The 23106-nt window shown below is 73.2% G+C and carries 17 protein-coding genes and 1 tRNA gene; 8 read left to right on the top strand and 10 right to left on the bottom strand.

From position 1 onward, the window contains the following. Both GCU69_RS15045 and GCU69_RS15040 read left to right on the top strand, forming a co-directional pair. The coding region (locus GCU69_RS15045) for a class E sortase (protein WP_156206322.1) at nucleotides 1-694 on the top strand (694 nt) is incomplete at its 5' end. 58 nt (nucleotides 695-752) lie between these two features. Then, complete coding sequence (locus tag GCU69_RS15040; protein WP_156206321.1) at nucleotides 753-1487, top strand: class E sortase; 735 nt, start codon at nucleotides 753-755, stop codon at nucleotides 1485-1487. Nucleotides 1488-1819: 332 nt separating this feature from the next. Here the strand turns inward: GCU69_RS15040 and pknB are convergent, their stop codons facing one another. The 6 genes from pknB to GCU69_RS15010 form a co-directional block, all read right to left on the bottom strand. Continuing rightward, nucleotides 1820-3826 (bottom strand): Stk1 family PASTA domain-containing Ser/Thr kinase, encoded by a 2007-nt coding sequence (pknB, locus tag GCU69_RS15035; protein ID WP_098752854.1) that lies wholly within the window; start codon nucleotides 3824-3826, stop codon nucleotides 1820-1822. A 168-nt stretch (nucleotides 3827-3994) separates the two neighbouring features. After that, nucleotides 3995-5461, bottom strand: coding sequence for a peptidoglycan D,D-transpeptidase FtsI family protein (locus tag GCU69_RS15030; RefSeq protein ID WP_156206320.1), 1467 nt, complete (start codon nucleotides 5459-5461; stop codon nucleotides 3995-3997). Then, a complete protein-coding gene (locus GCU69_RS15025; protein ID WP_098752876.1) occupies nucleotides 5458-6822 on the bottom strand; it encodes an FtsW/RodA/SpoVE family cell cycle protein in 1365 nt (454 codons plus the stop codon). Before GCU69_RS15025 ends, GCU69_RS15030 begins: the two co-directional genes overlap by 4 nt. Nucleotides 6823-6878: 56 nt before the next feature. After that, a complete protein-coding gene (locus tag GCU69_RS15020) occupies nucleotides 6879-8402 on the bottom strand; it encodes a Stp1/IreP family PP2C-type Ser/Thr phosphatase (RefSeq protein ID WP_098752852.1) in 1524 nt (507 codons plus the stop codon). A 174-nt stretch (nucleotides 8403-8576) separates the two neighbouring features. Continuing rightward, complete coding sequence (locus tag GCU69_RS15015; protein WP_098752851.1) at nucleotides 8577-9101, bottom strand: FHA domain-containing protein FhaB/FipA; 525 nt, start codon at nucleotides 9099-9101, stop codon at nucleotides 8577-8579. Nucleotides 9102-9111: 10 nt separating this feature from the next. Beyond that, a complete protein-coding gene (locus GCU69_RS15010) occupies nucleotides 9112-9942 on the bottom strand; it encodes an FhaA domain-containing protein (protein ID WP_098752850.1) in 831 nt (276 codons plus the stop codon). Between the two features lie 337 nt (nucleotides 9943-10279). Between GCU69_RS15010 and GCU69_RS15005 the strand changes: the two genes are divergently transcribed. After that, nucleotides 10280-10366: transfer RNA gene (locus GCU69_RS15005), tRNA-Leu, on the top strand. A 573-nt stretch (nucleotides 10367-10939) separates the two neighbouring features. On the opposite strand, the gene GCU69_RS15000 is transcribed toward GCU69_RS15005, so the two are convergent. Next, a complete protein-coding gene (locus GCU69_RS15000; RefSeq protein ID WP_156206319.1) occupies nucleotides 10940-11941 on the bottom strand; it encodes a hypothetical protein in 1002 nt (333 codons plus the stop codon). A 191-nt stretch (nucleotides 11942-12132) separates the two neighbouring features. On the opposite strand from GCU69_RS15000, the gene GCU69_RS14995 reads away from it, so the two are divergent. Both GCU69_RS14995 and GCU69_RS14990 read left to right on the top strand, forming a co-directional pair. After that, nucleotides 12133-12423, top strand: coding sequence for a heavy-metal-associated domain-containing protein (locus tag GCU69_RS14995; protein ID WP_098752848.1), 291 nt, complete (start codon nucleotides 12133-12135; stop codon nucleotides 12421-12423). A 63-nt stretch (nucleotides 12424-12486) separates the two neighbouring features. Beyond that, nucleotides 12487-14745 carry a heavy metal translocating P-type ATPase gene (locus GCU69_RS14990; protein WP_170315854.1) on the top strand — a complete coding sequence of 753 codons (2259 nt, stop codon included), beginning with the start codon at nucleotides 12487-12489 and terminating at the stop codon, nucleotides 14743-14745. 334 nt (nucleotides 14746-15079) lie between these two features. Here GCU69_RS14990 and GCU69_RS14985 read toward each other — a convergent pair whose 3' ends face one another. Both GCU69_RS14985 and GCU69_RS14980 read right to left on the bottom strand, forming a co-directional pair. Further along, nucleotides 15080-15718 (bottom strand): DUF305 domain-containing protein, encoded by a 639-nt coding sequence (locus GCU69_RS14985; protein WP_156206328.1) that lies wholly within the window; start codon nucleotides 15716-15718, stop codon nucleotides 15080-15082. Between the two features lie 128 nt (nucleotides 15719-15846). Then, nucleotides 15847-16479: a DUF6153 family protein gene (locus GCU69_RS14980; RefSeq protein ID WP_156206317.1), complete on the bottom strand. Its 633-nt coding sequence runs from the start codon at nucleotides 16477-16479 to the stop codon at nucleotides 15847-15849. Nucleotides 16480-17068: 589 nt separating this feature from the next. Here GCU69_RS14980 and GCU69_RS14975 point away from each other — a divergent pair. Both GCU69_RS14975 and GCU69_RS14970 read left to right on the top strand, forming a co-directional pair. Then, nucleotides 17069-18970 (top strand): sensor histidine kinase, encoded by a 1902-nt coding sequence (locus tag GCU69_RS14975; RefSeq protein ID WP_156206327.1) that lies wholly within the window; start codon nucleotides 17069-17071, stop codon nucleotides 18968-18970. 599 nt (nucleotides 18971-19569) lie between these two features. Further along, nucleotides 19570-20223 (top strand): response regulator, encoded by a 654-nt coding sequence (locus GCU69_RS14970; protein ID WP_098754643.1) that lies wholly within the window; start codon nucleotides 19570-19572, stop codon nucleotides 20221-20223. On the opposite strand, the gene GCU69_RS14965 is transcribed toward GCU69_RS14970, so the two are convergent. Then, nucleotides 20141-20656 carry a MarR family winged helix-turn-helix transcriptional regulator gene (locus tag GCU69_RS14965; RefSeq protein WP_098754644.1) on the bottom strand — a complete coding sequence of 172 codons (516 nt, stop codon included), beginning with the start codon at nucleotides 20654-20656 and terminating at the stop codon, nucleotides 20141-20143. The genes GCU69_RS14970 and GCU69_RS14965 overlap by 83 nt on opposite strands. Before the next feature lie 523 nt (nucleotides 20657-21179). Here GCU69_RS14965 and GCU69_RS14960 point away from each other — a divergent pair. Further along, nucleotides 21180-22694, top strand: coding sequence for a DUF2252 domain-containing protein (locus tag GCU69_RS14960; RefSeq protein ID WP_176604578.1), 1515 nt, complete (start codon nucleotides 21180-21182; stop codon nucleotides 22692-22694). Nucleotides 22695-23106 lie beyond the last annotated feature (412 nt).

Below are 23106 nucleotides of genomic sequence, written 5' to 3'. Positions count from 1 at the left end.
GCGGGCGCGCAGGGACAGCCCCGGAGTGATCGCCAGCCGGGTGCTCGGTGAGACGTTCATCACCATCGGGGTGCTGATGCTGCTGTTCGTCACCTACCAGCTGTGGTGGACGAACATCCTTGCCCAGCAGCAGGCGGGCGGGGCGGCGAGCAACCTCCAGAAGGAGTGGGACGAGAAGGGCGAGCCGGACCGTTCCGCCGGTGCCTTCGAGCCGGGCCAGGGCTTCGCGATCATGTACATCCCGAAGCTGGACGTGAAGGTGCCGATCGCGGAGGGCATCGACAAGCACAAGGTGCTCGACCGCGGCATGGCCGGGCACTACGCGGACGGCGAACTCAAGACGGCCATGCCCTGGGACAAGGAGGGCAACTTCGCGGTCGCGGGGCACCGGAACACCCACGGCGAACCGTTCCGCTACATCAACAAGCTCGACCCCGGCGACCCGATCGTCGTCGAGACGCGCGACATGTTCTACACGTACGAGATGGCGAACATCCTGCCGCAGACCTCGCCGTCGAACATCGGGGTCATCGGTCCGGTGCCGAAGGGCTCGGGCTTCACCGAACCGGGCCGGTACGTCACGCTGACGACCTGCACGCCGGAGTTCACCAGTAAGTACCGGATGATCGTCTGGGGCAAGATGGTCGACGAGAGGCCGCGCAGCGAGGGCAAGCCCGACGCGCTCGTCGGCTGAGAACCGGCCGGGGAGCCGGACGGAACCGAGCGGATCGAACGACACGGGGGCGGACGCAGTGGCAGCGACGACCGAGCAGGACGAGCAGAGCGGCGCGTCCGGACGGCCCCCGCGACGGACCGGCCGGGGCAGGGGCCGGGTGGCCGCCACGGTCACCGTGCTGGGCGAGCTGCTGATCACCGCGGGGGTCGTGCTGGCGCTGTTCGTCGCCTACTCGCTGTGGTGGACCAACGTGCTGGCCGACCGGGAGGCGGCGCGGCAGGGCGGCGAGGTCCGCGACCGCTGGGCGGGCGGACCGGGGGAGCTCGACACCGAGGACGGCATCGGCTTCCTGCACGTCCCCGCGATGAGCGGCGACGAGATCCTGGTCACCGGGGGCACGGACCCGAAGAAGCTCAACAACGGCGTCGCGGGCTACTACAAGGACCCCGTGAAGTCCGCGATGCCCTGGGACGACAAGGGCAACTTCTCGCTCGCCGCGCACCGCGACGGGCACGGCGCCAAGTTCCACAACATCCACAAGCTGGACGAGGGCGACGCGGTGGTCTTCGAGTCCCGCGACACCTGGTACGTCTACCGGGTCTACGCGAAGCTGCCCGAGACGTCGAAGTACAACGTGGACGTACTCGACCCCGTGCCGGAGGAGTCGGGGAAGAAGAAGGCGGGCCGCTATCTGACGCTGACGACCTGCACTCCGGTGTACACCTCGACGTACCGCTACATCGTGTGGGCGGAGCTGCAGCGCACCGAGAAGGTCGACAACGAGCGCACCCCGCCGAAGGAACTGCGCTAGCGGCACAGACGCAGACACAGACCCAGCCCCGGAGACACGCAGGCACAGACCCGGGCACAGGCGCAGAGAGACACAGGCGCTGGCACCGGGCGCAGACACGGGCACCGACCTCGGGCTCGGGCACCGGGCCCCGGCACCCACCGGACCCCGGCAGGGCGGAGGCCGGCCGGCCGCCGGGGCAGATCCCCGGGCAGCCGGCCCCCTCCGGGCAGCCGTCGCCCGGACATCCGGACACGGAGAAGGCCCCGGCAGCCCCCCCCCGAGAGGGGGACCGCCGGGGCCCTCGTGCACGCACGGGCGCCACCGGGCGCCACCGGGCGACCGGTCAGGGGTCAGTCGTCGTTACCGAACCCGGGGCCGCCGATGAAGCCGCCGCCGCCGTTGTCGCCGCCGCCGTTCCCGCCGCCACCGCCACCGGTGGTGATCAGGGAGACCGCGTCCCCCTTCTTCACCTCCTGGCCGGCGACCGGAACGGACTGCGCGACGACGGCGTCGTCCTCCTGCGGACCGGTGATGTTGCCGATGGTGAGCCCGGCGTCCTGGAGGATCTGCTTGGCCTCGCCCAGCTTCTTGCCCTGCACCGCCGGCATCGGGAACTTCTGCACCGGCTTGGCGATCGTCAGGGTGACCGTCGAGCCCGGCTTGACCTGCTCGTTCGGGCCGGGCGTCTGCTGGACGACCTGGTTCTCCGGCACGTCGTCGCGCGGGGTGTCCTGGGTGGATACGACCAGCTCCAGCGCCTCCAGCTGCGCCTTGGCCTCGTCGAGCGGCTTGTTCGTGACGTCCGGGACGGTGACCTGCTCGGCCTCCTTGGCGACCGAGAGGGTGATCGTCACGTCGGCAGCCCGCTTGCTGCCCGCGTCCGGCGTCTGAGCGGTGACCGTGCCCGGGGTGCGCTCGGACTCGACGTCCTTGCGCTGGATGTTCTCGAAGCCCTTGTCCTCGAGCTCGGCCTCGGCGTCCTCGAACTTCACCCCGACGACGTCCGGGATGGCGATGGTCTCGGGGCCGGAGCAAAGGGTGACGGTGACGGTGTCACCCTTGGCGACCTCGGTCTCGGCCTTGGGGGACTGCTTGGTGACGGAGTTCTTCTCACCGCTCTCGCAGGTCTCCGTGCCGCCCTTGGCGACCTCCAGGTCGACGTTCTCCGCGGTCTTCTGCGCGTCCTCGTAGGACTTGCCGACGAGATTCGGGGCCGGGACGTCGTTGTCCGCCTTGGGGCCGAAGAGTTCCCGGCCGATGAAGATGGCGCCGATCAGGACCAGCAGGCCCGCGACCACCAGCAGGATCGTGGAGGTGTTGCTCTTCTTCCCGCCGCCGCGGCGCCGGTCGGGCCGGTCGTCGTAGCCGTAGCCGCCGTCGTCCTCCCGCATCGGCGGCAGCATCGAGGTCTGGCCGCCGCCCGCGGAGTCCTGGGCCCGCAGTGCCGTCGTCGGCTGGTCGTCGCCGTAGCCCGCGCCGTAGCCGACGGCGCCGAGGGCGGCGGTCGCGGCGACGGGCCGGCCGTCGAGGGCGGCCTCGATGTCGGCGCGCATCTCGTCGGCGGACTGGTAGCGGTAGTCGGGGTCCTTCGTCAGCGCCTTGAGGACGATGGCGTCCATCTCGGGCGTGATCTCGGGGTCGAACGCGCTCGGCGGCTGGGGCTCCTCGCGCACGTGCTGGTACGCGACGGCCACCGGCGAGTCGCCCACGAACGGCGGCCGGACGGTCAGCAGCTCGTACAGCAGGCAGCCGGTGGAGTAGAGGTCGGAGCGGGCGTCGACCTGCTCGCCCTTGGCCTGCTCGGGGGAGAGGTACTGCGCGGTGCCGATCACGGCGGCCGTCTGGGTCATGGTCATGCCGGAGTCGCCCATGGCACGGGCGATGCCGAAGTCCATCACCTTGACCTGGCCGTTGCGCGTCAGCATGACGTTCGCGGGCTTGATGTCGCGGTGGACGATGCCGGCCCGGTGGGAGTACTCCAGCGCCTGGAGGACCCCGGTGGTCATCTCCAGCGAGCGCTCGGGAAGCAGCTTGCGACCGGAGTGCAGCAGCTCCCGCAGCGTCGAGCCGTCGACGTACTCCATCACGATGTACGGGATCGAGACGCCGTCGACGTAGTCCTCGCCCGTGTCGTACACCGCGACGATGGACGGATGGTTCAGGGAGGCGGCCGACTGGGCCTCGCGGCGGAACCGGGCCTGGAAGGACGGATCGCGGGCCAGGTCGACCCGCAGTGTCTTCACAGCGACGGTGCGGCCGAGCCGGGTGTCGTGGGCGAGGTAGACCTCCGCCATGCCACCGCGGCCGAGCACCGAGCCCAGCTCGTACCGGCCGCCGAGGCGACGCGGCTCTTCCATAGCTTCTCCAGCCCTCTCCGTCATTCCCGACCGCGCCGGTACGGGGCCCGGCGGTGTGCTGCACGGGCATACCGTACCCGGGACGTCTCACGGGACCCGCCCGTCACCGGGACCTGATACAGGACCGGTACGACTGCGCGGGGAGTTCGGATCAGCACGTGACCGGGATCACTTGTTTCCGTCGATGACGGCCTGCATGACGCTCTTGGCGATCGGCGCCGCGAGCCCGCCACCGCTGATGTCCTCGCGCGAGGCGTCGGAGTCCTCGACCACGACGGCGACGGCCACGGGCGAGCCCTGGTCGGTCTTGGCGTACGAGATGAACCAGGCGTACGGCTTCTCGCTGTTGTCCACACCGCGCTGCGCGGTACCGGTCTTGCCGCCGACCGTGGCGTTCGGGAGCTGCGCCCCGGTGCCGGTGCCCTTCTCTACGACGGTCTCCATCGCCTGCTGGAGCTTCTGGGCGTTCTCCGGCGAGAGCGGCCGGCTCATCTCCTCGGGGCTGGTCTGCTCGATCACGTTGAGGTTCGGCGCGCGCAGCTGGTCGACCATGTACGGCTTCATCAGCTTGCCGTCGTTGGCGACGGCCGACGTCACCATGGCCATCTGGAGCGGGGTGGCGGCGGTCTCGAACTGGCCGATCGCGGAGAGCGCGGTCTGCGGCTTGTCCATCTCGGTGGAGACGTTGCTGCGGGCGGCCCGCACGGGGACGTCGATCTCCGGGTCGTTGAAGCCGAATTTCTCGGCCGTCTCGACCAGCTTGTCGCGGCCCATGTCGGCGCCGAGCTTGCCGAAGACGGTGTTGCAGGAGACCCGCAGCGCCTCGCGGAGCGAACCGTTCTCGCAGGTCGGGTGCGGTCCGTCGTTCTTCAGCTCGGTCTTGGTGTTCGGCAGGATGTACGGCGCCGGGGTCTCGGTTTTCGCGTCGATGTCGTCGATCAGGCCGTGCTCCAGGGCGGCGGCCGCCGTGACGACCTTGAAGGTGGAGCCGGGGAAGAACGTCTCACGCAGCGGCCGGTTGTTCATCGGCTTGTCCGGGTCCTTCAGGAGCCGCTGGTAGTTCTCCTGGTCGGTGTCGGTCATGCCGGCGATGGACGACGGGTCGTAGCTCGGCGTGCTGGCGAGCGCCAGGATCGCGCCGGTGGACGGGTCGATCGCGGCGACGGCGCCCTTCTTGTCACCGAGCCCCTTGTACGCGGCCTCCTGGGCGTCGCGCTTGAGGGTGGTGACGACCTGGCCGCCCTTCTGCTCCTTGCCGGTCAGCATGTCGATCGTGCGGTTGAAGAACAGCCGGTCGTCGCTGCCGGTCAGGATCTCGTCGTACAGGCTCTCCAGCTTGTCGGCGCCGTACGCCTGGGAGGCGTAGCCGGTGACGGGCGCCCACATCTCGCCGTTCTTGTACGTCCGCTTGTACTCGAAGTCGCCGCTGTCCGTCTTGGTCGAGCCGGTGATGGCCTTGCCGTCGACGATGATGTTGCCGCGCGGCACGCTGTAGCGCTCGATGGCGACGCGTCGGTTGTTCTTGTCGCTCTGCAGCTCTTCCGCCTGGACGAACTGCACCCAGTTGACGCGGACGAGCAGGGCCAGGACGAGCAGGCCGCAGAAGATGGCGACCCGTCGGAGGGGCTTGTTCACGGTCGGACCACCTGGGTCATCTCGGCATCGGTGGACGGGGCCGGGGCGGGGGCCGGGCGGCGCGCGGTGTCGCTGATCCGCAGCAGGATCGCGATCAGGGCCCAGTTGGCGATCACGGAGGAACCGCCCTGGGCGAGGAACGGCATGGTCATGCCGGTGAGCGGGATCAGTCCGGTGACACCGCCGGCGACGACGAACACCTGGAGCGCGAACGCCCCGGCGAGGCCGACCGCGAGCAGCTTGCCGAACGGGTCCCGGGCGGCGAGCGCGGTGCGCAGGCCGCGCTCGATGAGCAGGCCGTAGAGGACCAGGATGGCCATCAGGCCGGTCAGGCCCAGTTCCTCGCCGACGGTGGCGAGGATGTAGTCGCTCTTCGGGGCGATGCCGCCGATCAGCCGGGAGTAGCCCTGGCCGAGACCGGAGCCGAGGATGCCGCCGGCCCCGAAGGTGTACATGGCCTGGGCGGTCTCGGTGACGCCGCCGTTCTCGGCGAGCGACAGCGGGTTCAGCCAGTTGTCGACACGGCTCTGCACGTGGGAGGCGAAGGTCGCGACGGTGACGGCGCCCGCGGCGCTCAGCGTCAGGCCGAAGACGACCCAGCTGGTGCGCTCGGTGGCGACGTACAGCATGATCACGAAGAGGCCGAAGAAGAGCAGCGAGGTGCCCAGGTCGGTCTCGAAGATCAGGATCATCAGGCTGAGCGCCCAGATGACGAGGATCGGGCCGAGGTCGCGCCCGCGGGGCAGGTACAGGCCCATGAAGCGGCGGCTGGCCAGGGCGAGCGCGTCCCGCTTGACCATCAGGTAGCCGGCGAAGAACACCGCGATGATGATCTTCGCGAACTCGCCGGGCTGGAGAGAGCCGACTCCGGGGATGGTGATCCAGATGCGCGCGCCGAACCGGGCCGGGAAGAACATCGGCAGGATCAGCAGGATCAGCGCCACCACCATGGAGATGTAGGTGTAGCGCTGGAGCACCCGGTGGTCCTTGAGGAAGACCAGCACGCCCAGGAAGAGCGCGACGCCGAGCGTGGACCACATCAGCTGGCCGGGCGCCATCGCGCCGCCGAGAGCGTCGGTGGTGATGGTCGGCTCCTGGTCGAGCCGCCAGATCAGCACCAGACCGAGGCCGTTGAGCAGGGTGGCGACGGGCAGCATCAGCGGGTCGGCGTACGGGGCGAACTTGCGCACCATCACATGCGCGATGCCCGCGAGCAGGCCGAGCCCGCCGGTGTAGCCGAGCACGCCGGCCGGGACGGTGCCCTCCTTCGCCAGCCCGACGTTGATGTAGGCGAAGACCGGGATGAGGACGGCGAAGACGAGCAGCGCGAGCTCGGTGTTGCGCCGGCTCGGCGCCCCCATCGGGCCGATGGTGGTGGTGTTGCCGGTGTTGACGGTACTGCTCACGACTGGCTCCCCTACGGCTGCGTGCTGTCGCACTGCTTGGCCAGCCGCTGCTCTTCCTCCGACAGGCTGGGACTGGGCGACGGAGCGTCGGCCTTTCCTGCGTCGGCCCCCTGGTCACCGGCCGTGTCGCCGGCGGCGCCCGCCTTGTCCGACTGCTGGTCCTCGGCCTTCTTCCGCTCCTCGGCCTGCTTGCGCTCGGCGGCGTCGACCTCGGCCTGCTTGCGGCAGGCCGTGGCCTGTCTGCCGAGTTCGGCGACCTTGTCGCGGGCCTGGCCGAGGCTGCCGACGGCGATGGTCTCCTTGACCTGGTTCCGCTGGTAGGCGGGGAGGTACTTGAGTTCGATCTCGGGGTGGTCGCCGTGCACCTTGTTCAGGCTGATCCACGCCAGGTCCTGGCTGATGCCCTGGTAGAGCGCGATGTGCTGGTCCTTGGTGCCGACGTAGTACTGGGTCTGGGTCCAGCGGTATCCGCCGTAGAGCCCGGCGCCGACGACGCCCAGCGCGAGCGCGATGCCCAGCGACCGCTTGATCCAGGTGCCGCGGCGGCGGGGCTTGGTGAAGTCCTCGTCGGTGTACGGCCCGTAGCCGCCGTCGGCAGGGGAGCCCAGTGACGGGTCGCCGCTGCCGGGCGGGCCGAAGCCGCCGGCGGGCGGGCCGGGGTTTCCCTGCTGCGGCACGCTGCGGCCCAGCTCGGCGGCGCGGCCGGCCGGGGTCTGCATGGCGCTGTTGTCGCCGAGCTGGCCCTGGTTCTCCGCGACGGCGCCGACGACGACCGGGGTGTCGTTGAGCTGCCCGGCCAGGGTGTCGTTGCCCTCGACGTCGAGGACGTCGGCGACGATGCAGGTGATGTTGTCCGGGCCGCCGCCGCGCAGCGCGAGCTGGATCAGCTCCTGCACGGTCTCCTGCGGGCCCTGGTAGCCGGCGAGGGTGTCCTCGAGCGTCTGGTGGCTGACGACACCGGAGAGCCCGTCGGAGCAGATGAGATAACGGTCACCGGCCCGCACCTCGCGGATGGAGAGGTCGGGCTCGACGTGGTCGCCGCTGCCCAGCGCGCGCATCAGCAGGGAGCGCTGCGGGTGGGTGGTGGCCTCTTCCTCGGTGATCCGGCCCTCGTCGACGAGCCGCTGGACCCAGGTGTGGTCCTGGGTGATCTGGGTGAGGACGCCGTCCCGCAGCAGATAGGCCCGGGAGTCGCCGACGTGTACGAGGCCGAGCCGGCGGCCGGTCCACAGGAGCGCGGTGAGCGTGGTGCCCATGCCCTCCAGCTGCGGGTCCTCCTCGACCATGACCCGGAGCTGGTCGTTGGCGCGCTGCACGGCGGTGCCGAGGGACGTCAGGACGTCGGAGCCGGGGACGTCCTCGTCGAGCTGCACGATGGTGGAGATCACCTCGGAGCTGGCGACCTCGCCCGCGGCCTGGCCGCCCATGCCGTCGGCCACGGCGAGCAGCCGGGGACCGGCGTAACCGGAGTCCTCGTTGTGCTCGCGGATCATGCCGTCGTGCGAGCCGGCGGCGAAGCGCAAGGACAGACTCATGCGCACCTCGCCTGTCGGCTCCGGGAACAGCCGGTCTTGTCGAGCCACACTGCCCACCCTCCGGTCGGGAGCGCGCCGGCGGCCGCTGCCCGGACAGCTGCCGGGACAGCCGCCGGGGCGGTTCCGGCGGCCGGGGCCGCCGAAGCGCGCTCGCTCCGCTCGCTCATTGTCGTACTACTTCCGCAGCTCGATGACGGTCTTGCCGATGCGGATCGGCGCACCCAGCGGAATCGGTGTCGGGGTGGTCAGCCGGGTCCGGTCGAGATACGTGCCGTTGGTGGACCCGAGGTCCTCGACGATCCACTGGCCGTCACGGTCCGGGTAGATCCTGGCATGCCGGCTGGAGGCGTAGTCGTCGTCCAGCACGATCGTCGAGTCGTGCGCCCGGCCGAGGCTGATGGTCTGGCCCTGGAGCGCGACGGTCGTGCCCGTCAGTGTGCCCTCGGAGACCACCAGCTTGGTGGGCGCGCCGCGCCGCTGCCGCCCGCCGCCGCGGCCGCCGCTCTGCCGGCCCCGGTCCGGAGCGGGCCGGCCGGCACCGGCCGGGGGACGGTTCTGGTCGGCCCCGCGGCGGGCCGCGCGCTGCGTGACGCGGGTGCCGAAGAGGTCGCTACGGATGACCTGCACGGCCACGATGACGAACAGCCACAGTACGGCCAGGAAACCCAACCGCATGACCGTGAGGGTCAGCTCTGACATTGCCCCCGCTTCACCCTTCGGCTTGCCGGTAAACGATGGTGGTGCTGCCCACGACGATCCGCGAGCCGTCGCGGAGCGTAGCGCGGGTGGTGTGCTGTCCGTCCACCACGATGCCGTTCGTCGACCCGAGGTCCTGGATCGTCGAGGGCGTCCCGGCCCGGATCTCGCAGTGCCGGCGGGAGACTCCGGGGTCGTCGATGCGTACGTCCGCCTCGGTGCTGCGGCCGAGCACCAGGGTGGGGCGGGAGATCTGATGGCGGGTGCCGTTGATCTCGATCCAGCGGCGGGTCTGCGCGCCCGGCATCGGGCCGGCGCCGGGCAGCCGCGTCACCGGGGCCGGGCCCGGGGCCGGGGCGCCCGGAGGCGGTCCCGCGGGCATCGGCGGCGGGCTCGCGGGCTGGGCCGGATAGCCGCCCGGGTGCGGTGCGGCGGCCGCCGGGCGGCGGCCGGCCTGGGGCTGGGACTCGCTGGTGGCGAGCGTACGGCTGCGGACCCGGTAGAGACCGGTGTCCAGGTCGTCGGCCTTCTCCAGGTGGACCTTGATGCCACCCATGAAGGTGTAGCGCTGCTGCTTCGCGTAGTCCCGCACCATGCCGGACAGCTCGTCGCCGAGCTGCCCGGAGTAGGGGCTCAGACGTTCGAAGTCGGGGGCGCTGAGCTCGACGATGAAGTCATTGGGGACGACCGTGCGGTCGCGGTTCCAGATGGTCGCGTTGTTGTCGCACTCGCGCTGGAGTGCGCCCGCGATCTCGACGGGCTGCACCTCGGACTTGAACACCTTGGCGAAGGTGCCGTTCACGAGACCCTCGAGACGCTGCTCGAAGCGCTTCAGTACTCCCACCGGGCACCTCCTTCCTTGATGCTTGCCTCGATCGCGTCCTGGTACTGCCTACTGATCGTATCCACGAGCAGCAAACACCGGTGGTTCCACTTCCCGCCCCCGCGTCCCAGTGTCGCGCCTCACACGGATCGTAGGGGCGGCTCCGTGACAGTGTCCCGCAACCGGCGGGGTCCACGGGAGCGGACCGCCCGGGGGCGGCGCAAAGGCGTGTGAACCCACCCTGTCCGGCGTGCTAATCTTCTGGATGTCGGAAGGCGCTCCCACAGCACGGACCGCGGCCCGGATCAGTGATCCGGACAGGCCCGGAGATGTGAGAGCATCGAACGACAACACCCATGCGCGGGTGGCGGAATAGGCAGACGCGCTGGATTCAGGTTCCAGTGCCCGAAAGGGCGTGGGGGTTCAACTCCCCCCTCGCGCACCAGAAGTACCGAGACGGGCTTCTCCGAGTGACGAAAGTCGCCAGGAGGAGCCCGTTTCGCTGTGCCCGGGGGCGGTCACGGCCGGTGAAGGGCTGCCGCGCTCCGTGCCGCTCACTGCTCCCGCCGAGGCCGGTGCACAGCCGGTGGACAGGGCGGGGGTGGCGGACAGGGCGGGAGCGGTGCACGGTCCACCGGCCTGTCCCGGCGCCGCGCTCCCTATCGCTCCCGGTCCCGCTCCCGGTCCCGCTCCCGGTTCGCGGCCCCGGTTCGGTCTCTCCGCCGGTTTCCCGGTCGGTCCGGGGTGCCGTCGGGCGGACGTGCGGGGCCGGCCGCAGCGGGGCGGCGGCGCGGGCGGGCGGCCGGGGTTCCGGGGGCCGGGTGCCGGCTGTTTCCCCCGCTGCCGCCCGGCGATTTTTTCGTGATCTCTATCACGGTCGCGTTCGCGGGTGCGTGCCGTGGTGGGGACGGCCGGCCGGGAGCGCGGCGCGCAGCTCCCGCTCCCAGTACGCGGGGCTGTGCGTCCCCCGGTAGAACGTGCCGCACCGCGGGGAACCGCGGTACTGCCGGCGGCCCGGTCAGTGCCGGTGCCCGCCGTCCTTCTCGTCGTCGTGGCCTTCCTGCGACGTGTCCCCGGCCGCGGGGTCCGCCGGGTCCGCGGTGACGGTGAAGGCCGCCGTGCGCACCTTGCCGTCGTGCTTGAAGTCCAGGAAGAGGCGGTACGTGCCGCTGCTGGGCGCGGTGGCGGTGAAGGAGACGGCCGGGCCGGGCTCGGTGGTGCCGTCGCCGGGCTCGCCGTTCGGGTGGACGTGGAGCTGGGCGAGATCGCCGGAACGCAGGGCGACGAGATGGCCGTAGGCGCCGAGATGGGGCTGGAGGTCGGTGACGGGGCGGCCGTCCCGGGTGACCGTCAGCTCCAGCTCCCGTGCCGCTCCGGGCCGCAGGGCCCCGTCGAGGGTCACGGTGTAGCCGTCGACGCCGGCGCGGGTGGACGGCTCGGGCGGTTCGCCGGGCTCGTAGGCACCGGAGACTGCCAGGTCGGCGCCCAGGGTGAGGGGCGGCGCGCCCTCGGCCCGGGGGCGGAAGCCGGCGAGGACGCGGTAGTCGCCCGCGTCGGCCGGCCGCACGGGAGTGCTCCAGGTCCCGTCGGCGGCGCGGGCCGGGTGCAGATGGCGGTAGGTGTCCAGGTCCCGTGAGGCCAGGATCAGGTGCAGCTGCTTGCCGTGCTCCGTCCGGTACGCGGTGACGGGCCTGCCGTCGCGGTCGCGGACGGTGAAGCGCAGTTCGGTCTTCTGCCCGGCGGGGACGCGCGGGGTGGCCAGGTCGAGGGTGTAGCCGCCCTCGGAGACGCTCAGTCCGCCGCTCGCGGCCTCCGGCCGGCCGTCCCGCCCGTGTCCGGCCTTCCCGTGCTCCGGGCCGGCCGCGGTGTCGTCGTCCCGCCGGTCCTCCTCGTGGCCGGTGTGCGCGGCGGGGGCGGTTCCGGCGGCGACGGGGTCCACGGCGTACCCCAGTCCGTACGCGGCCCCGAACGACGCCGTGAGCGCGGCGGCGAACGCGGTGATCTTCAACGCGGTGTTCATGGTGCTCTCCCTCTGCCGGTGGACGTGTGCTTCCGCACGAGCGGCCGCACCGTGGAGCTTATACCCCCTAGGGGTATTCGCAAGGTGCGCTGCGAGACTTGCTCTGAATAGGGGGAGGGGGTATACAGGAATCTGTCGTCGATACCCCCTAGGGGTATCGAGCCCGTAATGGATTCCTTGGAGGAAAGACCATGTCGTCCTGCTGTACTCCTGACGGAAGCTGCTCGACCGGCGCGCCGGAGACCACCACGGCCCGGGCTGCCGGTGGCCACACCACCGTCTACGCCGTCGCCGGCATGAGCTGCGGCCACTGCGAGACCACCCTCACCCGTGAGATCGGCGCCCTCGACGGCGTGCTGTCCGTCGAGGTGGACGTCGCGGCCGGCCGGGTCACCGTCACCACCGGCGGCGCACCGGACGACGCCCGGCTCGCCGAGGCCGTCGACGAGGCCGGTTACGAACTGACCGGCCGCGCCGCCTGAACCCGCCGCGCCGGGCCCCGCCCGTGCGCCCCCCGCCGGGCCCCTCCCCGAACAGGAGCAGTGATGACCACCACCGTCAGCGGAACAGCCGAGGTCGAACTCGCCATCGGCGGGATGACCTGTGCCTCCTGCGCCGCCCGCGTCGAGAAGAAGCTCAACCGCATGGACGGGGTGAGCGCCACCGTCAACTACGCCACCGAGAAGGCCAAGGTCACCTACGGCGGGGGTGTCGGCGTGGAGGACCTCGTCGGCACCGTCGAGGCGACCGGCTACACCGCCACCCCGCCCGCTCCCGCCGGCTCGCCGAGCGGCACCGGCGAGCCGGCCGACGGGGCTCCGGAGACCGGTGAACTGCGGTCGCTGCGGCAGCGGCTGGTCACCGCCGTGGTCCTCGCCGTCCCGGTCGTCGCGATGGCCATGGCGCCCGCTCTCCAGTTCGCGTACTGGCAGTGGCTGTCGCTGACCCTGACGGCCCCGGTCGTCACGTACGCGGCCTGGCCCTTCCACAAGGCGGCCTTCACCAACGCCCGGCACGGCGCGGCGACCATGGACACCCTGATCTCGGTGGGCACGTCCGCGGCCTTCCTGTGGTCCGTGTGGGCCCTGTTCTTCGGCACCGCCGGCACCCCCGGCATGACACACGCCTTCGAGCTGACCGTCGCCCGGACCGACGGCGCCGGGAACATCTACCTGGAGGCGGCCGCCGGGGTCACCGCCTTCATCCTGGCCGGGCGCTACTTCGAGGCCCGGTCCAAGCGCAGGGCCGGGGCCGCCCTGCGCGCCCTGATGGAGCTGGGCGCCAAGGACGTCACCGTGCTGCGCGGCGGCCGCGAGGAGCGCGTTCCCATCGGTGAACTCCGGGAGGGCATGCGGTTCCTGGTCCGTCCCGGGGAGAAGATCGCCACCGACGGCACCGTCGTGGAGGGCACCTCGGCGGTCGATGCCTCCATGCTCACCGGCGAGTCCGTGCCCGTCGAGGTCGGCATCGGCGACGGCGTCACCGGAGGCACGGTCAACACCGAGGGACGACTCGTCGTACGGGCCACCCGCGTCGGGGCCGACACCCAGCTGGCCAGGATGGCCGAACTGGTCGAGGACGCGCAGAACGGCAAGGCCGCCGCGCAGCGGCTCGCCGACCGGATCTCCGCCGTGTTCGTGCCCGTCGTCATCACCCTCGCCCTCGCCACCCTCGGCTTCTGGCTCGGCAACGGCGCGGGCTGGACCGCCGCGTTCACGGCCGCCGTCGCCGTACTGATCATCGCGTGCCCGTGCGCCCTGGGGCTGGCCACGCCCACCGCGCTGATGGTCGGCACCGGACGCGGGGCCCAGCTCGGCATCCTCATCAAGGGCCCCGAAGTCCTGGAGAACACCCGCAGGGCCGACACCGTCCTGCTCGACAAGACCGGAACCGTCACCACCGGCAGGATGACCCTGCTCGCCGTCCACACCGCCGACGGTGAGAGCGAGACGGAGATCCTGCGCCTGGCCGGTGCGCTGGAGCACGCCTCCGAGCACCCCGTCGCCCGGGCCGTCGCCGCCGGAGCCGCCGAGCGGGTGGGAACGCTGCCCGTGCCCGAGGACTTCGCCGGTGTTCCCGGCCTCGGCGTCCGCGGTGTCGTGGACGGGCACGCGGTCCTCGTCGGCCGCCGGAAGCTGATGGAGGAACGGGCCGTCGAGCTGCCGGCGGACCTGGCCCGGGCGAAGAACGAGGCAGAGGCGGCCGGCCGTACCGCCGTCGTCGTCGCCCGGGACGGCCGTGCGTGCGCCGTTCTGGAGGTCGCCGACGCCGTCAGGCCCACCAGCGCCGAGGCCGTCGCCCGGCTGAAGGCCCTCGGGCTCACGCCGGTCCTGCTCACCGGCGACAACAGCGCCGTCGCCGCGTCCGTGGCCCGCGAGGTCGGCATCGACGAGGTGCTGGCCGAGGTCATGCCCGAGGACAAGGCCGACGTCGTCAGGCGGCTCCAGGCGGAGGGCCGTACGGTCGCGATGGTCGGCGACGGGATCAACGACGCCGCCGCCCTCGCCCAGGCCGACCTCGGGCTCGCCATGGGCACCGGCACCGACGCCGCCATCGAGGCCGGTGACCTCACCCTGGTCCGCGGCGACCTGCGCGCCGCGGCCGACGCGATCCGGCTGTCCCGCAAGACGCTGGGCACCATCAAGGGCAACCTGTTCTGGGCCTTCGCCTACAACGTCGGCGCGCTGCCGCTGGCCGCGGCCGGCCTGCTCAACCCGATGATCGCCGGGGCGGCGATGGCCTTCTCCTCGGTCTTCGTCGTCGGCAACAGCCTCCGGCTGCGCGGCTTCCGGGCGGCGGTCTGAGCCGGGCGTGGGCGCCGCTCACCGGTGGAGTGCCGTGCGGCTCACCGGTGCGGCTCACCGGTTCGGCTTCGTGCCGCGCACCGGCGCAGCTCACCGGTGCCGGGGGAGCCACGGCGGCTCCCCCGGCGTCCGGCGTCCGGGTCCTCGGTGTCGGTAAGCGGCGTCCGGTCCTCGGTGTCGGTCTTTCGGCGGCCGGTGTGCGGCGGTCGGCGACCGGCGGCCGGTGGCCGGTGTCCTCGCCCGGTGTTCGCCTCCGGCGTCGCTCCGCCGTCGGCGTTCCGTGTCCCCCGTACTCACCGGGGAGGACCGGGCGCCCCCGGCCGGAGGCGGCGGATCAGGCGGGGTCGAGAAGCTGCTTCATCCGCTTGATCTCGCCGGTCTGCGCCTTGACGATCTCCGCGGCGAGATCCCTGGCCGGGCGGTACGCGCCCTGCTTCAGCTCGGTCTCCGCCATCTTCACCGCGCCCTCGTGATGCTCGATCATCATCGTCAGGAACAGCGTGTCGAATTCCTTGCCCGAGGCGCCGTTCAGCTCCTTCAGCTGCCGGTCGTCCATCATGCCGGGCATGGCGGGGTCGTGGCCGCGGTGGGCGCCGTGGCCGTTCTCCGCCGTGCCGCCCATGCCCTCGGGGACCTTCTCCCCCCAGGATTCGAGCCAGCCGGACATCGTCTCGATCTCGGGAGCCTGGGCCTTCCCGATCTCCGCGGCGAGGTCCTCGACCTCGGGGGAGGCCGCCTTCCCCGCGGCGTTCTCCGACATGGCGACGGCCTGCCGGTGGTGCGGGATCATGCCCTGCGCGAAGGCGACGTCGGCCGCGTTGTGCGTGCCGTTCCCGGCGGTGGCGGAGGCCCCGGAGTCCGCCGACGGGCGGCCGGAGCCGTCGTCGCCGGCTCCGCAGGCCGTGAGCAGTACGGCCGAGAGGGCCGCGCCGGCGGCCAGGGCCGTGCGGCGGGACAGGGGGCGGCGGGGCATGCCTCGGTGGGGAGTTGTGTTCACGGTGCGGTGCTCCTGCTGTGTGGTGTGCGGATGTCGGGACACGCGTGAGCGACGCGGCGGCCTCTCCCGTCGGTACGGGGGCACGCCGCGTCGGGGGCGCGGGTCTATATCCGCAGGAGCTGGAGTTCGGCGAGGGTGGGCGGGGCGCGGCCGCCCGGCGGTCCATGGGCGCCGCGTGCCGGGGCGTGGCCTGCCGCGGGGACCTCTCCCACGGAGGGCGTCAGGCCGGGCAGCGACACGGCCGCGGAGACCGCCGCCGAGGAACACGACTGATCGGCGTGGACGCTGTGTCCGCCGGGTTCGCCGGGCACGCGGTGGCAGAGGGAGGCCCCGGCGTGCCGCTCACCGGCCCCGTGCTGTGCGTGCTGTCGGTCCTGTCCGCGGTGCCGTACGTGTTCCCGTACATGATCCTGCGTGTCCCGTACGTCCCGTATGTGGTGCCGCACGTCATGCGGTACGGGATGCGATACGAGATGAGGCACGGGATGTCCGTGCTGCGCGGGCTGTACGGGGCCCGTGTGCCGGATGGGCTGTGCGGGGCCCGTGTGCTGCGCGGGCCGCACCTGCTGTGCGTGGTGCCCTGGGCCGGAGCCGTGCCCGTGCGCGGTGGGAAGGGCTGCGGCCGGGGCCAGTCCGTGCATGCCCAGCAGCCCGGCCAGAAGCGTGAGAACGAACAGTGCGCGGGTCCGGCGCACCGGCTGCTGCCGGGCGGGGAAGAACCGTGCTTTCGAACTCACGCCGCCATCCTAGGGGCCGCGCCGGGCCGGTCCGGGAGCGCCCCCGCGGGCGGCCCGCGCACCGGCGTCCCGGACCGGGTCGGGGCGGCTCGCTTCGCTCCCCGGATGGCCACTCCAGCAGGCCCAGCGGGGCGTGGAAGCGGCGGCCGGCCGTGCCCACGGCGACGGCGACGGCGTTCGCGGTCACGATCACGATCAGGACGCCAGCCGGTCACGACGCCAGCCGGCCACGACGCCAGCCGATCACGAGGCCAGCCGGCCAAGACGACAACCGGTCACGACGCCGTGTCGAGGCGACGGTTGCGGGCCGGCAGGCCGATCAGGGCGGCGGACATCGGATCGACGCTCGTGAAGACGCCGAAGCAGCGGGCCGGGACCCGGCGCGGCGCGAGCGGTCCGGCCGGGCGGCATCACGGGGCCCGGTAACCCGGGGCCGCCGGGCACGCGGTGCTCGCACGGGCAGTCCGGCGGGGCGGCGGGGGCAGCGGGCCCGGCCGTCGAGGACGCGCCCGCGACTTTCGTCGACAGCGGCCGAGCCGAACGGCGGGTGCCGTACCGCCGCGACGGTGTCTAGCGTTGCGGCGTGGACATGGCAGAGCGGGGCCGGGAGGCCCTCGGGGGCATACGGGCCGGACGGCCGGGACGGCACGGACTCGAACGGGCCGAGTGGCGGCGTCTGTTCGAGCGGGCGGGGTGGCGGCGCGTCCTCGGGCGGGCCGGACGGCCGGGGCGGAGTCTCTTCGACCGCGCCGAGTGGCCCCCGGGACGCGTCGCGGGCGAGGTGGTGCTCGCGGTCGTGCTGGCGCTGCTCGCGGTCGGGTCCGAGATGCTGGGCGGCGAGGCGGGCCCGCGGACGGCGGCCGTCGTGCCGGCCGCAATGCTGTTGTCGCCGCTGCGCCGTGCCCTGCCCACGACGGTGCTGGTCGTCGCCGGTGCCCTGTCCGGGGCCGTGGACGGCTTCACCCCGCTGCTGATGATGACGGGCTGGTCCGCCGGGCGGCGGATTCCCGGGGTGTGGCGGACCGTGGGCGCGTTCTCGCTGGCGTTCGGGCTGAGCACGGTGACGGCCGTGGTCCGGTCGCCGCACGAGGGGGCCGTGCCGCTGCTGGCCATATCGCTGGTGTTCTTCCTGGCCACAGTCGTGATGCCGGGCCTCGCGGGCCGCTACTGGTGGCAGCGGCGGGAACTCCTGCACACCCTGCGCGAGCACAACGAGCAACTGCTGCGCGAGCACGCGATGGTCGCCGGCCAGGCCCGGCTGCGGGAACGGCAGCGGATCGCGCAGGACATGCACGACAGCCTGGGCCACCAGCTGTCGCTCATCGCCGTGCACACCGGTGCCCTGGAGGTCGACCGGGAACTGACGGGGCAGCAGCGCGAGGCGGTCGGCGTGCTGCGGGAGGCCTCGGTGGCGGCCATGCGCGAACTCCGCGAGGTCGTGGGCATCCTGCGGGACGGCACGGAGGCTCCCGAGCAGACCGAGGACGCGCGGCCCGCCGCGCGGGGCGTGCAGGGCGTCGAGCGGCTGGTGGAGGCGTCCCGCGGCGCGGGCACCGACGTACGGCTGGAGAGGGCCGGCGAGCCCCGGCCGCTGGCACCGGCGGCGGACCACGCGGCGTACCGGATCGCCCAGGAGGGGCTGACGAACGCGCACAAGCACGCGCCCGGAGCGCCGATCACGGTGGCCCTGCGGTACGAGCCGGACTCCCTGGTGGTCGAGGTCGCCAACGGGTCCCCGGCCCCGGTCCCGGCGCCGGTGGGCGGCCCGGGGCAGGCGGCGGGCGGTGCGGCGGGGCAGGCCGGTCCGCCCCGTGCGGTCGGTGCGGCCGTGAGCGGCGGGCAGGGGCTGACGGGACTGCGGGAACGCGCCCGGCTGATCGGCGGGATGGTGCACGCGGGCCCGTCGGACGGCGGAGGCTTCCGGCTCGCGGGCGTACTGCCGTACGCGGCGGAGAACGGCAGCAGGCGCCCGCAGCAGGAGCAGGGGCCCCCGGAGCCGCCCGCCCGCGGGGCCGTCCGGAGCGGGCCGGTCACCGCGGGCGCGCCCGGAACCCGCCCGGGAGAGGTCGACTGGTCACCGCCGCGGCACCCGGTGGAGTCCGGCGCCCGGCCGGGCCAGGGCTCCGGGAGCGGCGGGATCGCGGCGGGCTGTGCCATCGCCGCGCTGATCGTGCTGGCGGTGGGGGCCGTGGTGGTCTGGGGCGTGGTGCGGCTGGTGATGATGCTCGACGAGTCGATGATCGACCCGAAGACGTACGAGTCGGTGCGCGTCGGGCAGTCGGAGGCCGAGGTGCGCGAGAAACTGCCGGCCGGGGAGTCCCTGCTGACGGACGGGCTGGCCGACGGGGCGCCGCCGCGGCCGGAGGGGACGGAGTGCCTGATGCTGATGTCGTCGGAGAGTTCAGCGGACTGGAACGCGGAACCGGCGTACCGCTTCTGCTTCCGGGACGGGAAGCTCGTGGAGAAGAGGTCGTACGAATCAAGGAGCTGAGGGCGGGGGTTCCGGGCTCCGGGGGTGGTGGCTCCGGGCTTCCGGGGGCGGGGGTTCCGGGTTCCGGCGGTGGTGGCGGTGGCTCGGGGGCGGCTTCCGGGGGCGGTGGCGCGGCTGTCTGCCCGGGGCCGGTTCCGCGACACGGGGGTCGGGTTGTCCGGCGGGGCCCGGTTCCGCGACGCCGAGCCGCGGCCGTCCGACGGGGGCGGGTTCGAGGGCGGTCCTCCGCTTGGGCTCGGTCCTCCGCCTGCGAGCCGGTCCTCCGTTTGACTCGGTCTCTGCCGGAGGGCGGGCTGTCCGCCTGGGATCCGGCTCTTCGAGGGGGGCGGATTCCAGGATCCGGCTCTCCGGGGAGGCGCGGTTCCCCGTCGGCGGTCCGGGCGCCATCCTTGGGGCTGCCGGCGTTCCGCGGGCGTGCCGTCCGTGTCCCGCGGGAGACGTGCCGTCCGTGTCCCGCGGGAGACGTGCCGTTCCGCCCTCCGGGAGACGTGCCGTCCCTCCGGGAGACTGCCGTCCCTCCGGAGGACGTGCGGGCGTCGTCCGCACCGGCCGGTGCCACCGGTCTTCGATTGTCCGCTTCCCAACCGCACAGGAGAGCCGTGATCAGGGTTCTGGTCGTCGACGACGAGCCGCTCATCCGGGCCGGCATCAAAATGATCCTCACCTCGGACCCGGACGTCGATGTCGTGGCGGAGGCGGGCGACGGCCGGGAGGCGGTCGAGCTGGCGCGGCGGCACGCGGTCGACGTGGTGCTGCTGGACATCCAGATGCCGGTCATGGACGGGCTGTCGGCCCTGCCGGAACTGCGGCGCGCCGCCCCGGACGCACGGGTGCTGATGCTCACCACGTTCGGCGAGCGGGAGAACGTCCTGCGGGCGCTCGGCGGTGGCGGCGCCGGCTTCCTGCTGAAGGACTCGGCGCCCGGCGAGCTGATCGCCGCGGTGCGGGCGGCCGCCGGGGGCGACGCCTATCTGTCGCCGGGCGCCACCCGGCACGTGGTCGACTCGCTGGCGTCCGGGCAGGCGGTGGGGCGGGGCGACGAGGCCCGGCGGCGGCTGGAGGCGCTGACGGCCCGCGAGCTGGAGGTGCTCGCGCTGCTGGGCGAGGGCCTGTCGAACGCGGACGCGGGCGCCCGCATCCACATGAGCGAGGCCACGGTGAAGACCTACGTCAGCCGGATTCTGGCGAAGCTGGACTGCGAGAACCGGGTGCAGGCCGCTCTGCTGGCCCGGGACGCCGGGCTGGGGGTGTAGCGGGGGCGGTGTTGTAGCGCCGCAACAGGGCCGCGAACGTGGCCAGATCCTCGGTGTCCCAGTCGGTCAGCCGGGCCCGGATGGCCTCCCGGCGGCTCTCGCGGGCCCGTACGACGGCCTCCTCGCCCGCCTCGGTGCAGTGCACGACCTGCACCCGCTGGTCGGCCGGGTCGGGGCGGCGCTCGACGAGGCCGAGCCGCTCCAGCGCGGAGACCTGGCGGCTGACGGTGGACTTGTCGAGCAGATAGTGGGCGGCCAGCTCGGTGGCGCTGCACCCGCCGCGGGCGTCGACGTGGGCGAGCAGCGTGTACGAGACCAGCGGCAGCTCCGGGTGGATACGGGTGGCGGTCGCCCGGGACCGGCGCGCGAACTCGGTCAGCTCGCGCTGGATGGTCTCCAGGGACGCGTCGCGCCCATGGTCCTCGGTGCTCATCGCGCCGTCCTTCCGACGTGGTCCGCCGGGGCCGTCGGGTCCCCGGATCCGAGTTTTCCACAGGCCGGTTCCGGGTGTCGGGGGGCGGGGGTACGGTCTTCGTCGTGCCACGGGGGCGTCCCGCGGGCGGCGGGACGAGCGGGGGGACCGGGAGGTCAGGAGCATGACGGAGACGCGCGGCGGGGTGCCGGGGCGGGCGGCGGTGCGGCTGGTGAGGCCGGAGCCGGGTGCGGGGTCGGGGTCGGGTGTCGGCTCGCGTGTGGGCCCGGGTTCGGGTCCGCGTTCGGGTCCGGGTTCGGGGACGGGCTCGGGTGAGGGCTCGGCTGCTGTGGGGCCGGACACCGGTTCGGCCGTGGAGCCGGACGCGCACTCGGGTGGGACTCCGGACGTCGGCCCGGACGTCGGCTCGGTTGCGGGGACGGGTGCGGGGACGGGTGCAGGCTCGGAGGCGGACCGTGCGCCCGCCGCCGGGACGGGGTCGTTGACGGGCCCGGACCGGGCGGCCACGGGCCCCGGCCGGGACGTGGGGCCGGGCGTGGAGCGCGGGGCGACGACCGGTCCGGGGCCGCGGGTTCCGTTCGTGGCCGGGTTCGCGCGTCCGGTGGACGCGAAGGCTTCGCCGAAGCGGGAGGGCAAGGCGCTGCGGGCCGCCGTGCCCCGGTCGGTGCACGCGGCAGCTCCCCCGGGTCCCGGGCGGCCGGACGCGGTGCGGGCGGTCGGGGAGTCCAGTGCCGGGCGGCTGCCGGAGCTGGTGCCGATCCGGGTCGGCCGGATGGCCGCCTCGCCGTTCGCGTTCCTCCGCGGCTCGGCCGCTCTGATGGCGTCCGACCTGGTGGGGACCCCGGTCAGCGGCATCGGTGCCCAGCTCTGCGGCGACGCGCACGCGGCGAACTTCGGCCTGTACGGCGACGCCCGCGGCGGCCTGGTCATGGACATCAACGACTTCGACGAGACGGCGTACGGCCCCTGGGAATGGGACCTCAAGCGGCTGGTGGCATCGCTGGTGCTGGCGGGCCGGGAGGCGGGCGCAGACGAGGACACCTGCCGGGCCGCGGCCTTCGACGCGGCGGGTGCCTACCGGCGCACGATGCGGTTGCTGGCGAAGCTGCCGGTGCTGGACGCGTGGAACGCCATCGCCGACGAAGAGCTGGTCTCGCACACCGACGCCCGCGACCTGCTCGGCACCCTGGAGCGGGTCGCCGCCAAGGCCAAGCGCAACACGAGCGCCCGGTTCGCGGCCAGGGCCACCGAGCCGGTGCCGGACGTCCCCGGTGACCGGTTGGGCCGCGGGGCCCGGGCCGACGTGGGGACGGCGGGCGCCGGCCGCCGGGCCGTGCGGCGGCGGTTCACGGACGCGCCGCCGGTGCTGCGCCGGGTGCCGGACGCGGAGGCGGCGGCCGTGGTGCTCGGGCTGGGCGAGTATCTGGGGACGCTGCCGGAGGACCGTCTGCCGCTGCTCGCCCGGTACGAGGTGCAGGACGTGGCGTTCCGGGTGGTGGGCACGGGCAGTGTGGGGCTCCGGTCCTATGTCGTGCTGCTGCTGGACCACCGGGGCGAGGCGCTGGTGCTCCAGGTGAAGGAGGCCCGGCCGTCGGCCCTGTTGCCGTACGCGTCCAAGGCGCCGCTGGACCCCCGGCTCAACAGTCCGCTGCCGGGCGCGGCGCACGAAGGCCGCCGGATCGTGCTGGGGCAGAAGCGGATGCAGGTGGTGAGCGACATCCTGCTCGGCTGGACCACGGTCGACGGGCGGCCCTTCCAGGTACGGCAGTTCCGGAACCGGAAGGGCAGCGTGGACCCGGCGGCCCTGGAGCCGGGCCAGCTCGACGACTACGGCCGGATGACCGGCGCCCTGCTGGCCCGGGCGCACGCGCACAGCGCCGATCCCCGGCTCATAGCGGGGTACTGCGGGAAGAGCGACGAGCTCGACGAGGCTCTGGCGGCCTTCGCGGTGGCGTACGCGGACCGCACGGAGGCGGACCACGCCGAGCTGGCCGCGGCGGTGCGCGACGGGCGGGTCGCCGCGGAGACAGGGGTCTGAGCGAAGGCGGGGCCGAGCCGAGGGGCGAGGCCGAGCCGAGGGGCCGGGGCCGCGGCGCCGGGCAGCATCAAGCCGGGTCGGGATCGGGGCGGGCGGCGCCAAGCTGGGCCGGGTCGGCGCCGGTGGGATTGGGGCCGAGTGGTGCCGGGCGGGGTCGGGCTCTGGGTGGGCGGCGCCAAGCCGTGCAGCACCAAGCCGGGCCGGGTCGGCGCCGGTGGGATTGGGGCCGAGTGGTGCCGGGCCGGGCTCGGGCCGGACAGGACTGAGCCGAGCAGGCCGGTGTCGGCAGGATCTGGGCCGAGCAGCGCCGAGCCGAGCGGGGCCGGGCCGAGCGGTGGCCGGGCCAAGCCGAGCAGTCCCGGTGCCGGTGGGACGGGCGCCGGAGGGGCCGGGGCCGAGTGGTGCCGCCCGA

The organism is Streptomyces lycii (assembly GCF_009735685.1).
Lineage (GTDB): Bacteria > Actinomycetota > Actinomycetes > Streptomycetales > Streptomycetaceae > Streptomyces > Streptomyces lycii.
This window is presented reverse-complemented; position numbering and strand designations above follow the sequence as displayed.

Coding starts and splice junctions, on each gene's coding strand:
- pknB (WP_098752854.1), bottom strand. CDS start 3,826: ATGGAAGAGCCGCGTCGCCTCGGCGGCCGGTACGAGCTGGGCTCGGTG.
- GCU69_RS15025 (WP_098752876.1), bottom strand. CDS start 6,822: ATGGGGGCGCCGAGCCGGCGCAACACCGAGCTCGCGCTGCTCGTCTTC.
- GCU69_RS15020 (WP_098752852.1), bottom strand. CDS start 8,402: ATGAGTCTGTCCTTGCGCTTCGCCGCCGGCTCGCACGACGGCATGATC.
- GCU69_RS15015 (WP_098752851.1), bottom strand. CDS start 9,101: ATGTCAGAGCTGACCCTCACGGTCATGCGGTTGGGTTTCCTGGCCGTA.
- GCU69_RS15000 (WP_156206319.1), bottom strand. CDS start 11,941: ATGAACACCGCGTTGAAGATCACCGCGTTCGCCGCCGCGCTCACGGCG.
- GCU69_RS14995 (WP_098752848.1), top strand. CDS start 12,133: ATGTCGTCCTGCTGTACTCCTGACGGAAGCTGCTCGACCGGCGCGCCG.
- GCU69_RS14990 (WP_170315854.1), top strand. CDS start 12,487: ATGACCACCACCGTCAGCGGAACAGCCGAGGTCGAACTCGCCATCGGC.
- GCU69_RS14985 (WP_156206328.1), bottom strand. CDS start 15,718: ATGCCCCGCCGCCCCCTGTCCCGCCGCACGGCCCTGGCCGCCGGCGCG.
- GCU69_RS14975 (WP_156206327.1), top strand. CDS start 17,069: ATGGCAGAGCGGGGCCGGGAGGCCCTCGGGGGCATACGGGCCGGACGG.
- GCU69_RS14965 (WP_098754644.1), bottom strand. CDS start 20,656: ATGAGCACCGAGGACCATGGGCGCGACGCGTCCCTGGAGACCATCCAG.